The following is a 12,990-nucleotide window of genomic DNA, read 5'->3' on the forward strand; positions in this document are numbered from 1 at the left end:
GGACCAGCCTGCGGTCACCCCCCTGGGTGAGGTACATGGCCAGGAGGTGAGCCATGGACATTTCCATCATCGGTATTTCGGCCGAGGCCGAGGAGCTCTATCGATACTTCCTGCGGCACCGCGGCGAGGGGATCGGCTCGGTACGGCAGGCGCTCAACATGGACCCCGACACGGTCGAGGCCGCGGCCGAGGTGCTCGGCAGGCTCTCCCTGCTCGATCTCACCGACCGCCACCGGGTGGTGGCCACCGAGCCGAGGATCGGCATCGAGCGCCTCGTGGAGCAGCGGCTCGACCAGCTCAACATGGAGATCCGCCGCGTCCTGGCGGCGCGTGACGCCATCGCGTCGTTCGTGGAGGACCAGCGGCACGGGGAGAACGCGACGCCGGTGCTCGACATCGAGCGGGTGGAGGGCCTCGACCGGGTCCGTCAGCGGCTCGACGACCTCGGGTTCTTCTCCTACAAGGAGACGCTGTGCCTGCATCCCGGCGGCCCGCTCTCCCAGGGCGCCATCGAGACGGCGCTGCCGCTGGACACCCGCTCCCTGCGCCGCGGACTGGCGGTGAAAGCGGTCTACCACCCCAAGGCGCTCGACGACCCGATGATGGCGTCGTATCTGCGCGATGTCGTCAGCCTGGGCGGTCAGATCCACATCACCGAGGACCCCATGGACCGCATGCTCATCTTCGACCGCAGCGTGGCGGTCGTGCCGATAAACCCGAAGGAGAGCTCGCGCGGCGCGCTGCTCGTGAGGGAGCCCGGCCTGGTCTCCCAGCTGGTCACCTACTTCGACGGCGTGTGGCAGGCCGCCACCGACTTCCGCGACTTCACCGAGCCCTCCACGGGCGCGCCGCTCCTCTCCGAGCTGGAGAAGCGGGTGCTCGCGGTGATGGCCACCGCCGACAAGGACGAGATCGCGGCACGCGAGATCGACGTGTCCGTCCGGACCTATCGCCGTTATGTCGCGGACCTCATGGCCCGGCTCGGCGCGGTCAACCGTTTCCAGGCCGCCCTGCGCGCCAAGGAGGAGAATTGGATCTGACGGTCCCGTTCCGGGAGGGGGAGAGGTCAGGGGGCGGCCTCCCCGGGCCCGGGACGGCCGGTGGCCAGGGTCTGGCAGGCCGCGAGCTCCCAGTGGCTGATCGCCGGATCGGTGAGAGCCTCGATCACCTCGGCGCGGATCTGCGCGCTGGTCACCCTCTCGTCGGTGTGGACCCGGATGACGACGTCCCCGGTGGCCTGCCTGAGGTCTTTACGCCATTTCTCCGGCAGCAGCGCCAGGATCCGGATCCCGTCCACCGGTGAATTGTTGAACGGCTCCTCCGCCGTCCGCCGCATTGTCAGCTCAACCAACATGGCTGGTGCCTCCGCCTAGTCCCGGGTGGTGCCGGCCGAGGCCGCCATGGAAGGGACGCCGACGGCGACGGCGGATGGAATTATACCGGAAAAATGCGTGGACGGCAGTTTGGCAGTGGTATTGGAAAAGAGTGAGGAGGCGATCGGGCTTTTCATTTCTCAATCCCTTTAATCGGGCTGTCCGGCTTTTGCCGGCACGGCCAACTCTGCGCGCTCCGCGGGCCGGGGGACAGGCGGAACGAGGTCAGCAAGCTGCCCGCCCGTAGCCGCTTCCTGCCAGCCGGCCGCTGGACATCCGCACATCTGCCGGACGGCAGGGAGAAACCGCAGGTGAAATCCTTCCGACAAGGGCCGCCGGCCAGGACGGCGGCCACCTCCGGCCACGCGCTCGCGGTCCGGCCCGGGGCGGCCGGGCACGGCTGCGGCGGCCCTCCGGGCCGCAGGAGCCGGTCCGCGATTCATTCCGTCCGCGCCTTCCGGTGTGCCCATTGGCGGTGGAACGGATTGTCGCCCCGGCGGCGAACATTGGCCGTGGAACGGGTTGTCCTCCGCCTGGAAACGGCCCGCGGACGGCCCCGTGATAGCCGGCGTTCCGCGCTGCGGGGTGAAAGCACACTCGGAGATGACAGGAGAGAGGCGAGGGCATTTCACTGGGTATGGATTAGAGGAGATGATCTGATGCTGGTGTGCGTGACCGGCGGTACTGGATTCGTCGGTGCCCATTCGGTTGCGGCGATTGTGGAGATGGGCCACCGCGTCCGTATGCTCGTCCGCGATCCGTCGAAGGCGGAGCGCGCGCTGTCGCCGCTGGGCGTCGCCCCCGGAGCCGTCGACGTGGTCGCCGGGGACGTCACCGACGGGGCCTCCGTGGCCCGGGCGGTGCGCGGCGCCGACGCCGTTCTGCACGCGGCGTCGGTCTACTCCTTCGACAGCAGGCTCCACGCGAGGATGCGGCAGGTCAACGAGCAGGGCACCGAGATCGTGCTCGGCGCCGCGCGGCGGGCGGGCGCGGGCCGGATCATCCATGTCTCCAGCATCGTGGCGATGTTCCCGGCCCGGGGGCGGGTGATCGACGAGGACTCGCCCGTCGGCCGGCCCCGCGAGACGTACATGGCGAGCAAGGCCGCGGCCGAGGTGGTCGCCCGCCGGCACCAGGCCGAGGGAGCCCCGGTGGTGATCACTTATCCGCCCGCCCTGCTCGGCCCGCACGACCCCAACCTGGGTGACCAGGTCTCCCGCGTCCGCAGCGTGCTCCGGGGGCTGACGCCCATCTGGCCGCTGGGCGGGTTCCCAGTCGGCGACGTGCGGGACACCGCGGCGCTGCACGCCCGGCTGCTCGCCCCGCCGGGAGACAGGCCGGGGGACAGACCGGGAGGCAGGCCGGAGCGCCACTTCGGGCCGGGCCGCTACCTCTCCACCCGGCAGTACGTGGAGGTGCTGCGCGAGGTCACCGGGCGCGCGCTGCCGGCGGTCTTCCTGCCGGCTCACGCGATGATCCCCGTCGGGCTGTTCGTCGATCTCGTGCAGCGCGTCTGGCCGTGGCACATCCCAGCCGAATACGGGGCCATCTACACGTGCGCCTGCGCCACGCGCCTGGCCGAGGGCGTCAGCACTCATGGGATCAGCCCACGGCCCGTCACCGAGACCTTCGGTGACACGGTGCGCTGGCTGCACGGAAGCGGCCACCTGTCTGCCCGGCAGGCGGGTTCCGGCCGGCCGAGCCTGTCATCTGTAACGACGCATTGACGGGAGATGCCCCCATGAGCGAGCGGACCGCCCGGCGGGCCAGAGCCTTGGGCGCCCAGGGGAACCTGGACGGCCAGGGGAAGGAGCGCTGATGAGCACCTCGGAGCTCGATTTCATACTCGTCCCCTTGCCCACGCCGGTCGAGGAGGTCATCGACGGCCGTCCCGACGGCCAGGCGAGCGGGCCCCGACGGGTGGAGCCACCGGTCCCGCAGCCCCAGACCCGGTCCATGCGCCTGCTGCGCGAGCAGCGTGAAGAGCTGCGTGAGGAGGTCACCGCCGGCCACCGCCAGGCGGTCGACCGGCAGCACGCGCTCGGCAAGCATACGGCCCGCGAGCGGATAGACCTGCTGCTGGACGAGGGGTCGTTCACCGAGATCGACATGTACCGCCGCCATCAGTCGCACGGTCTGAAGATCGAGGAGCGGCGCCCGTACACCGACGGTGTGATCACGGGCTCCGGCACGATCCACGGCCGCCGGGTGTTCGTCTACGCCCAGGACTTCACCGTCTTCGGCGGCTCGCTCGGCGAGGCCCACGCCTCGAAGATCCACAAGGTGATGGATCTGGCGATCTCCACCGGGTCCCCCTTCATCGGGCTGAACGACAGCGGGGGCGCCCGGATCCAGGAGGGGGTGATGTCCCTCAACGGATACGGCGGGATCTTCCAGCGCAGTGTCCAGGCGTCGGGAGTGATACCGCAGATCAGCGTCGTGCTCGGGCCCTGCGCCGGAGGGGCCGCCTACTCCACGGCGCTGGCCGACTTCACCTTCATGGTCCGCGACACCGCGCAGATGTACCTGACCGGTCCCGACGTCGTCGAGGCGGTGAGCGGCCAGCGGGTCAGCCACGCCGAGCTCGGCGGCGCGGAGGTGCACGGCGGCCGGTCGGGCGTGGCCACCTTCGTCCACGACGACGAGGAGAGCTGCCTGGAGGACGTGCGCTATCTCGTCTCGATGCTGCCCAGCAACAATCTGGAGTTCCCCCCCAGCACGCCGTCCTACGACGCGGCCACGGACGTGCGGCCCCGGCTGGCCGAGATAGTCCCGGTCGAGCCGAACAAGCCCTACGACATGCGGCAGGTCGTCGCCGAGCTGGTGGACGACGGGGAATTCCTGGAGCTGCACGAGGGCTGGGCGCCGAACGTGATCTGCGTGCTGGCACGGATCGACGGCGACGTGGTCGGAGTGGTCGGCAACCAGCCCATGGTGCTGGCCGGTGTGCTGGACGTCGTCGCGTCGCAGAAGGCCGCACGGTTCGTGCGGTTCTGCGACGCCTTCAACATCCCGCTGGTGACGCTGGTCGACGTCCCCGGTTTCCTTCCGGGCACCGACCAGGAGTACGCGGGGATCATCCGGCACGGCGCCAAGCTGCTGTACGCCTACTGCGAGGCGACCGTGCCGCGCATCCAGGTCATCGTGCGCAAGGCGTACGGCGGCGCGTACATCGTGATGGACTCGCGCTCCATCGGCACCGACCTCTCGCTGGCGTGGCCGACGAACGAGATCGCGGTGATGGGCGCCGAGGGCGCCGTGAACGTCATCTTCCGCAGGGAGCTGGCCGCCGCCGTGGACCCGGCCGAGCTCCGCGCGGAGCTGGTCGCCGAGTACTCCGAACAGCTCGTGCACCCGCACTACGCCGCCGAGCGCGGCCTGGTCGACGACGTCATCGATCCGGTGCAGACGCGGGCGGTGGTGGCCCGCGGGCTGGCGATGCTGCGCAACAAGCGCAAGCAGCCGCCGCAGCGCAAGCACGGAAACGTGCCGCTGTGACACCGGCACGGAACGCGCCGCTGTGGCCGCTGTGAACGTGCCGGACTGGGAACGGGTGCCGGCCGACGTCGCCTACCGCCATGTCCGCGAGAACGTGACACGGCTGCTGGCCGGCCGTCCGGCCGCCGGTGACCTCGCCGTCGCCGCCTGCCCGGGGTGGACGGTCCGCGAGGTCGTCGCCCACCTCGTCGAGATCTGCGCGCGGGTGGCCGGGAGGCTGGGGAGCCGGCCCGTGGTGGGCCCGCTCCCGGGCGACGCCGCTCTGGCCGCCCTCCTCGCCGCCTGGACCACGGCGGGCGAGCAGGTGGAGCGGCTCGTCGCCGGTGACGCCGCCCGGCGTGGCGGCGTGATGACGATGGACGCGTTCACGCACGAGCTCGACATCCGCTACGCCCTGGGCCTGCCGCCGCCCGCCGAGCACCCGGCCTACCCGGGCGCGCTCGACGTCGTCGTCTCGGGTCTGTCCGCCGAGGTGAGCGCACGCGGCCTTCCCGCGCTCCGGATCGAGACCCCCGGCGCCCGGTGGACGGCCGGCCCGGCGGGGCGGCCCGCGGCCACGCTCAGCGCCCACCGGCACGACCTGTACCGGTCGCTCGCCGGGCGGCGCACATCCGCGCAGATCGCGCGGCTCCACTGGAGCGAGGACCCGCGGCCGTGGCTGCCGGCCTTCACCTGGGGGCCGTTCACCCCGCCGGAGCGACCGGCGGAGAGCGCGCTCACCACCGCGTGAAAGCGCCGTCTCAGGGCGTCTGACAACCGTCCCGACCGGGCTCTTCCCCCGCGTGAAAGCGCCGTCTCAGAGCTGCTGAGAGCCACCCCGCCCCCTTCTCCGGCCTGACCCGCGTGGGCCTTGAGCCGCGTGCCCGGTCCCCGGCCCCGTCCCCAGCCCGGCCCCGTCCCCGGCCTGGGTCGCGTCCCCGGCCTGGGTCGCGTGGCCGGCCGCCTCCCCGGTCTGGGACGCGTGCCCGGCCCTTTCCGCGGCCTGAGCCGCGTGCCCGGCCGCCTCCTCGTGCGGCCCTTCCCCCTTCCCCCTTTCGCGGCCTCTTCCCTCTCGCGGCCCCGTGCCTTCTCGCAGCCCCGCGCCGGCTCCGGCGTACGGGCTTTTCCCGTCCGGGGGAGCGTCTCCCACCCGGCACGCGCGGCCATCCGGCGCCGCGCTGGCAGGAAGCGGTTAGGGCCGGGCAACTTGCTGACTCCGATCTGTCTGGTCCGCGGGCCGCCGAGAGCGCAGAGTTGATTATGCGAGAACGAACACACAGCCGAGAAAGGGGTAGTTAATGAAAAGCCCGGCCGCGTCTACAGGCAATTCCAGGGCCGCCGTGAAAGTGCCGGCGGCGATTGTCTCCGGTGCCGTCCCAGGCGCCGTCGTCATCGGCGGCCGATCCGTGTCGACCGGCGCGGGCGCGACAGGGCACTCCGCACCGCCCGTCGCCGCCGGTACCACCTGGGACTCCGCGCCCACCGCCGCCGACACGCCTTGGGGTTAGAGCCATGCTGGTCGAGCTGACGATGCGGCGGAGCGGAGGAGACCCGTCGAACAATTCACCGGTGGACGGAATCCGAATCCTGGCGCTACTGCCCGAGAAATGGCGTAAAGACCTCAGGCAGGCGACCGGGGAAATCGTTATTCGAATCCACACCGACGAGGAAACAACCAGTGAGCAGATCTGCGCCAAGGTGATCGAAATTCTCGCCGATCCGGCCGTCAACCACTGGAAACTCGCGACCTGTCACATTCTGACAACCGGTAATCGAGAATCGAAGGAGGCTGACCATGATTACCCCCATATTAAAGGCTGGGGAGTGCAGCGTATGGTGGGCGGATCCACGGGATCACCAGGCCGAGGCCCTGACCAGCGTGCTCAGTGGAACTGAGCTGGAGCGGGCCGCGACCTTCCGTCGCGAGCCCGACCGGCTCCGGTATCTCACCGCGTCCTGGCTGTTGCGCACCACCGCGGCCCTCCAGCTGGGCGTCCCTCCCGAGGACGTCCCCGTGGAGCGGCGGTGCTCGGACTGCGGCAAGCCGCACGGCAAGCCGTACATCCGTAACGAGGGGGCGGAGCTGCACGTCTCCATCTCCCACTCGGCCAACCGCGTGGCGGTGGCCCTGAGCCCCGCCGGGCGGCTGGGGGTCGACGTGGAGGAGGTGCCCTCCTGCCCGGTCGACGAGCTCGTGCGGTGCGCCCTGTCGCCGGCCGAGCAGGAGATCCTGCGGACCTTCCCCGATCACGAGCAGCACCTCGCCTTCGCCCGCATGTGGGTGTGCAAGGAGGCGGTGCTCAAGGCGACGGGCCACGGACTGCGGATCCCTCCGGACCAGGTGGAGGTGAGCAGTCCGCGGGAGAGGCCCGCGCTGCTCGGCTGGCCGTTGGACATCCCTCCCGAGCGGGTGCAACTCCATCCCCTCGACCCCGGCAGCGGATACGCCGGCATGGTCGCGGTCATCGCCGACGACTTCCCGGTCACGGTGTCGGAGTCGGACGCCCTCGACCTTAAGTCGATCCCGTTCTCGCTGCCCGCCATGGCGGACATGGTGGCCTGACAACACTTGACTGTATTGGTAAAAGGCTGCTGAATGAAAATGCGAAGTTGTGCCCTGCGGGGCGGCCGGCCTGCGGATATGGATATGAGGGACCACCGGGCCGGCCCCCCGCGCCGTTCAGGACAGCCTTAGCGTAAGGAGAGGAACTGATCTTCCGTGAAGAATTGTTTCGTCCTGATTCCCGGCCCGTGGACGGGTGCCTGGGTCTGGGAGCCGGTGACCTGCGGGCTGCGCGCGCTCGGTCATCACGTCCGTCCGGTCACGCTGTCAGGACTGGCCAGCCCCGAGGCTGACGTCTCGGGCGTCGGCCTGGCCACCCACGTCGATGACGTGCTGATGCTCCTGGAGGCGGAGGACCTGCGGAACGTCACCCTCGTAGGGCACAGCTACTCGGGCATCGTGGCCGGTCAGGTCGCCGACCGGGCACCCGGCCGGGTGGCGCGCACCGTGTTCGTGGAGGGGTTCCTGCCCCACGACGGCACGTCGATGCTCCAGGTCTTCCCGGAGCGCCAGCGCGCCGACGAGCTCCGGCTGATCGCCGAGAACCGGGGCCGCTGGCCCGTCCCGGACGTCGCCGCCGTGGCCGACGGGCAGGACCTGTCCATCGAGCAGGCACGGTGGCTGGTGGAGCGCTCTGTCGGCCACCCGGGGCGCACGCTGTCCGAACCGGCGGTCCTGGCGCGGCCGCTGACACAGCAGCGGGCGAGCTACATCGTGTGCGAGCTGGAGCACTTCGACGGCAGGGTCTCCGACGACGTCGCGGCCATGCGCGCCGAGCCGAACTGGACCTTCCACACCCTGAAGACCGGTCACTGGCCGATGGTGTCGGCTCCCGACCAGCTCGTCACGCTCCTCACCGACATCGTCTCCCAGCAGAACTGACCGCTCAGCGCCCCGCCTGACCGCCTGTCAGGGACAGCGCCGGCCGCCCGTCGAGGACGGCGGCGGCGATCTCGGTGGCCGGGGTCTCCTGGGACCCGCGCGCGCCGCTGACCATGAACTCGTAGATGTGCCCGGCCTGGGCCGGTGACGCCACGCTGTCGGCGAGTATCGGCAGCGGTGACCTCTGGAAGCCCTGCCCGACGGTGGCGTCGCGCCAGTAGAGCCAGTACCCGCTCGCGCCGAACACGTGCGGCCACGAGACCCTGATGTGCGAGCCGTGCGGGGTGGCGGTGATGCCGGCCGGCGCGGAGATCACGAGTGGGTCGGCCGTGCGGGGGATCGGGTCGAGGAAATCCACCCGGCCGTGGGCGAACGCCGACGAGAAGGCGTCGGCGAACGCTTTCGCGATCTTGAACTCGCCGATGCTGTTCGGATGGAGACCGTCGTAGGCGTCGTTGTGGGGATCGTAGGCGCCGTCGAGGTCGACGAGGACGACCTTCGACCGGGCCGTCGACATCGCGGCCAGTGTGGCCGGTAGCGCCTCGTTGTAGGAGGTGATGATGTCCGGCAGACCGGGGCTGGAGTCCAGCGGTGTGCGATGGACGACGTTGGCGATCAGGAACTGGATGTCCGGATCGGCCTCACGGGCCCGCCGGACGAAGGTCTCGATGTCCGCCCTCAGCCGGTCGGGGCCGGACACGCCCCAGGCCAGGTCGTTGAACCCGAGCTCGACCATGAGATAGCCGGGGGCGTGGGCGGCGACGGTCTCCCGGATGTCGTCCTTGGCCTCGTGGAGCCGGCGGCCCCACCTCGCGTGGTGCCTGCTGCCGCCGAAGCCGATCCCCGGCCGGTAACGGCCGTTGTGGACGGGGTCGGCCGCGCAGGCCGTACACGCCGCACCGGCCGCGCAGGCCGTACACGCCATCCCTGCCGCCTCTGCCGCGCAGGCCGCGCAGGCCGCACCTGCCGAGCCGGCCGGGCGGTCGCCCGGCCGGCTCGGCGGCAGCACCGAGGTGCCTCTCCCCGGTCCGACGAAGCGGACCGGGAAGTCGTGCTTGTCGAAGTTCCGGGACAGCCGGTACCGCCAGGTGTAGTCGCCTTCCAGGCCGTGGCTGATCGAGTCACCGACGATCATCAGGCTCGGAGCCGTGGCCGGGACGGCAGGGCCGCGGACCGCCCGTCCACCCGCCATTCCCTGTCACCCGTGGGCGGGGACGGCGCAGCTGCAGCGCATCGCGGCGCGCTCGGACACGCGGGGACGCCGGTGGAGGATCATCGCCACCACCATGGGCAGGAAGACGATCGCGTTGTAGAACAGGTGCAGTTCCACGCGCGGCACGATGAGCTGGATGATGCTGGTCGGAGCGGGGCGGCCCAGCAGGTTCGAGCCCGTGAGCGCCTGGGTGAGCAGGAGCAGGTGCTCGAAGTGGTGCCACACCTGGATGGCCAGTGACACGTTCCACCACGTCCGCGACCTGCCGGTGAAGCCCTTGCGCAGGATGATCAGGCCGACCAGCATCAGCAGCGCGTAGCCGTAGTGCATCCACTCGGACTTGACCAGCCAGGGGAACGGCAGGCCCAGCACGCCACGCGCCTCGGGGAGCGGCCAGCCCAGGACGTAGATCTGGATCGCCTGGGCGACGTGCTCGGCCCAGTGGGCCACGACCAACAACAGATAAAGGCCCAATGCGGCCTGGTGATATCGGCTGTTGAGGGCCGATATCCGGACTGGAGAAGAGCTCGCTGAAGCTGTCCCGGTTGCCATGTACAGACCTCGATCCCGGAAATCACGACCGTATGCCCGCCGCGAATGCCGTGGCGGACCCTCCCTCGCCCCGCATTTCCCGCGGCGGCATTGTCGAGCCGAATGCCTATTGTGGCGAGGAGGTCCTGGGACCGGCTTCTCCGTATTTGCTGACTTTCCCGGCGCCGGGCCGACGGCTTGACGGCGGCGGGGCCTCCGGTGACGGCCCGGCTCCGCCGCCGGGCGGCCCGGCGCCGGGTCCTACCGTCTGATCAGCATCGCGATCTGGTACGAGCCGATGCCCACGCCGAACACGACCAGATACGGCGTGTCGAGGGCGTCGGCGGAGGCGTCGAGCGTCACGGCGGCGGAGGCCACGGTGAGGTTGCCGTACAGGCTGAGCGTGTCGCGGTAGCGGGCCGGGCGGAGGCGCTCCTTCCAGTGGTCGATCAGGACGTCGGAGGCCTGGTGACCGATCACCGTCACCTCCCCGGCGGTGATCCCGTTGCGGTCGAGCAATCGCTCGACGAGGTCAGGCGGCCCGTCCATCCCCGAGGACCGGAAGGCCGCCACCCCGGAGTCGGGCTCGATCCGGTAGGTGGGCCGGGCCGTGCCGCCGTCGTCCGGGCGGACGGCCATCGTCATCGCGCCGTACTCGGCGCTGTTGGTGTCGGAGATCCAGTCGAGGATCACCATGCGCGTGGAGCGGCGGAGCACGGCCGCGCCCGCGCCGTCCCCTATCGTCCCCGCGTGCGGGTTCCGGCTGTCCACATGGCGGCTCCAGTTCGACCCGACGGTCACGAGGGTGTGGGTGAGACGCCCGCCTCGCATGGCCTCCCAGCCCAGGGCCAGTGCCATGACGAAGGTGCCGAACTCGCAGTTGATCGGCACCACGAGCGCGTGGCGTCCGAGCCCCAGGTCGCGGTGGACGCGGAACAGCCCGTTCGGGCTCAGGTATTCGGGGACGGTGATGTACCCGTACAGGCCGTCGACCTGCTCCGGGGCGACGTCCGCGTTCTCCAGGGCCCGGCGGCAGGCCGACACCGCCAGGTCCTCGACCGCCTCCCCGGGCCCCAGGACCCGGCGGGTGCGGGACCCGCTGAACAGCTCGCTCTCGGCCGACGGCGCGGACGCGGTGGATCCCGCCGCCACGGACGTCCCCGGCAGGGCCGACCCCAGACCGGCGATGCCGATCCCGGTGCGCGGCCCCCCGGCCGTCACGCGTCCCCCGCCACCGCGGTGAACCGCTCCCCGTAGGGAGGGCTCACCCGGTGGTCCGTCTTGACGACGACGACCTGTGGCCGGGACCGCCCGGCCGCCGCGGCCCGGGCCGCGCGCATCGCCTCCCGGAACGCGGCGATGTCGCCGACGGGGTGGGCGTCGGCGCCGAGCGCGCGGGAGAACTGGACGAGGTCCACCGGTCCGAGGCCGTAGTGGTCGTCGTCCAGGGGGAAGGCGCCCCCGCTCTGCTCGTGCTCACCGTGGTTGACCATGCCGAGGTAGCCGTCGTCGAGCACGACGAACACGGCCCCCACCCGGTTCTTCGCCGCGGTCCGCACCTCGTTGCCGTTCATCAGGAACGAGCCGTCGCCCAGCAGCGCGATCGCGGCGCGCTCCGCGGTGCCGATCCTCCCGCCGACGACCGCGCCGCACGACCAGCCCATCGAGGACAGCCCGCACGGGTAGAAGATGCGGGTCGGCGGGTCCACGATCAGGTAGTGGGTCGCCCACGCCGTGCAGTTGCCCATGTCGACGTAGAGATCCTCCTCTCCGGTGAGCAGGTCGTTGAGGGCGAGCATCACCGCCGCCGGGGACACGCCGGGCCCGCCCGCCGCGGGGACCGGCCCGTACGGCGGGCGCCGGGCCGCGGCGGGGACGGCTCGGGCGGCCCCGCCGGAGCGGGGCAGTTCGCGGTAGAGGGCGCGGAGGAAGACCTCGGCGTCGACGTGGAGATGATCGCCGCCTTCGAGGAACCGGCCGAAGACCGAGGGGTCCAGGTCGACGTGGAAATAGGTCGAGGCACCGGTGAAGGCCCGGTCGTAGCCCCTGGTCGCCCACTCCCCGAGCCCGCTGCCGATCACCACCAGGGCGTCGATCCCCGCCGCCGCGTAGCTCGCCGCCCGCTCGGCACCCGCCATCCCCAGCACGCCGAGCGACAGGTCGTCGCTCTCGGGGAAGACGCCCTTGCCGCGCAGGCTGGTCGCGACGGGTACCCCCAACGTGTGGACCAGCCGCCGGAAGGAGGAGTGGCCGGACCGCAGCGCCTCCCTCGCGCCGCCGCCCAGAAAGATCAAGGGGCGCCGTGCCTGCGAGAGGGTCCGGATGACGCGCCGCGCCTCCCGGGGGTCGAGTTCCACGGTGGGCCGCCGCGGCGCCGCCGAGACCTTCTCGGTCTCGTTCCCGACGGGTCTGCGGGCGAGGTCGGCGGGGACGGCCAGGTAGGCGGCGCAGGGGCGGGGGCCGGTGGCGACGTTGATCGCCTGGGTGAGGACGCGCGGGAACGAGCCGGGGTCGCTCACGCCGGTCGAGTATCCGGTCACGTGGGAGTACATCGCGGCCGTGTTGACGCCCAGATCGCTGCTGTCCTGGATGGCCCCCAGGCCGAAGCGGTCCGTCGGGACCTGGCCGCCCACCACCAGCAGCGGGACCTGGTCGCGGTGGGCGGAGGCGACGCCGGTCAGCGCGTTGAGGGCGCCGGGGCCGGCGGTGACGAGGCACACGCCCAGCTTCCCTGTCGAGCGCGCGTACCCGTCCGCCATGAAGGCCGCCCCTCCCTCGTGGGAGGCGATGACGAACCTGATCCTCGGGTGTCCGCGCAGGGCCTGGATGAAGGCGGATATGTTCCCGCCCGGGATGCCGAACACCGCGTCCACGCCCATGGCGTCGAGCCGGTCGAGAAGAAACTCCGCCACGGTCGTCCCGTCCTGGGACCGTGCTCCGATGCTCCGCAC

General features: G+C 71.1%; 12 protein-coding genes. 7 read left to right on the forward strand and 5 right to left on the reverse strand.

The genetic code is table 11. The features are described 5' to 3' along the window. The first annotated feature begins 53 nt into the window (after window positions 1–53). On the forward strand, window positions 54–1,040 hold the full coding sequence (locus J2S55_RS28340) for a helix-turn-helix domain-containing protein (RefSeq protein WP_306867109.1): 987 nt from the start codon (window positions 54–56) through the stop codon (window positions 1,038–1,040). A 26-nt stretch (window positions 1,041–1,066) separates the two neighbouring features. Here the strand turns inward: J2S55_RS28340 and J2S55_RS28345 are convergent, their stop codons facing one another. Then, window positions 1,067–1,354, reverse strand: a complete 288-nt coding sequence (locus tag J2S55_RS28345; protein WP_306867111.1) for a hypothetical protein — start codon at window positions 1,352–1,354, stop codon at window positions 1,067–1,069. A 678-nt stretch (window positions 1,355–2,032) separates the two neighbouring features. Between J2S55_RS28345 and J2S55_RS28350 the strand changes: the two genes are divergently transcribed. From J2S55_RS28350 to J2S55_RS28375, 6 genes are all read left to right on the forward strand, one after another. Then, entirely contained in the window at window positions 2,033–3,100 is a 1,068-nt protein-coding gene (locus tag J2S55_RS28350; RefSeq protein ID WP_306867115.1) for an SDR family NAD(P)-dependent oxidoreductase, read from the forward strand. Window positions 3,101–3,191: 91 nt separating this feature from the next. Further along, window positions 3,192–4,871 carry an acyl-CoA carboxylase subunit beta gene (locus J2S55_RS28355; RefSeq protein ID WP_306867117.1) on the forward strand — a complete coding sequence of 560 codons (1,680 nt, stop codon included), beginning with the start codon at window positions 3,192–3,194 and terminating at the stop codon, window positions 4,869–4,871. Between the two features lie 22 nt (window positions 4,872–4,893). After that, a complete protein-coding gene (locus J2S55_RS28360) occupies window positions 4,894–5,601 on the forward strand; it encodes a maleylpyruvate isomerase family mycothiol-dependent enzyme (protein ID WP_306867120.1) in 708 nt (235 codons plus the stop codon). Window positions 5,602–6,362: 761 nt separating this feature from the next. Beyond that, on the forward strand, window positions 6,363–6,746 hold the full coding sequence (locus J2S55_RS28365; protein ID WP_306867122.1) for a hypothetical protein: 384 nt from the start codon (window positions 6,363–6,365) through the stop codon (window positions 6,744–6,746). Further along, window positions 6,730–7,413, forward strand: a complete 684-nt coding sequence (locus J2S55_RS28370; RefSeq protein ID WP_306867124.1) for a 4'-phosphopantetheinyl transferase family protein — start codon at window positions 6,730–6,732, stop codon at window positions 7,411–7,413. Before J2S55_RS28365 ends, J2S55_RS28370 begins: the two co-directional genes overlap by 17 nt. Before the next feature lie 156 nt (window positions 7,414–7,569). Next, window positions 7,570–8,295: an alpha/beta fold hydrolase gene (locus J2S55_RS28375; protein ID WP_306867126.1), complete on the forward strand. Its 726-nt coding sequence runs from the start codon at window positions 7,570–7,572 to the stop codon at window positions 8,293–8,295. A 4-nt stretch (window positions 8,296–8,299) separates the two neighbouring features. Here the strand turns inward: J2S55_RS28375 and J2S55_RS28380 are convergent, their stop codons facing one another. The 4 genes from J2S55_RS28380 to J2S55_RS28395 all read right to left on the reverse strand — a co-directional run bounded on the left by J2S55_RS28380 (window position 8,300) and on the right by J2S55_RS28395 (window position 12,990). Next, window positions 8,300–9,487, reverse strand: coding sequence for a GDSL-type esterase/lipase family protein (locus J2S55_RS28380; RefSeq protein ID WP_306867128.1), 1,188 nt, complete (start codon window positions 9,485–9,487; stop codon window positions 8,300–8,302). A 6-nt stretch (window positions 9,488–9,493) separates the two neighbouring features. After that, window positions 9,494–9,958, reverse strand: a complete 465-nt coding sequence (locus J2S55_RS28385) for a hypothetical protein (protein WP_306867131.1) — start codon at window positions 9,956–9,958, stop codon at window positions 9,494–9,496. A 342-nt stretch (window positions 9,959–10,300) separates the two neighbouring features. Continuing rightward, a complete protein-coding gene (locus J2S55_RS28390) occupies window positions 10,301–11,260 on the reverse strand; it encodes a hypothetical protein (protein ID WP_306867133.1) in 960 nt (319 codons plus the stop codon). Continuing rightward, the gene (locus J2S55_RS28395; protein ID WP_306867137.1) at window positions 11,257–12,990 is read right to left on the reverse strand and encodes a thiamine pyrophosphate-binding protein; all 1,734 of its coding nucleotides are present in this window, start codon (window positions 12,988–12,990) and stop codon (window positions 11,257–11,259) included. The genes J2S55_RS28390 and J2S55_RS28395 overlap by 4 nt, the downstream gene beginning before the upstream one ends.

Source organism: Streptosporangium brasiliense (assembly GCF_030811595.1).
GTDB lineage: Bacteria > Actinomycetota > Actinomycetes > Streptosporangiales > Streptosporangiaceae > Streptosporangium > Streptosporangium brasiliense.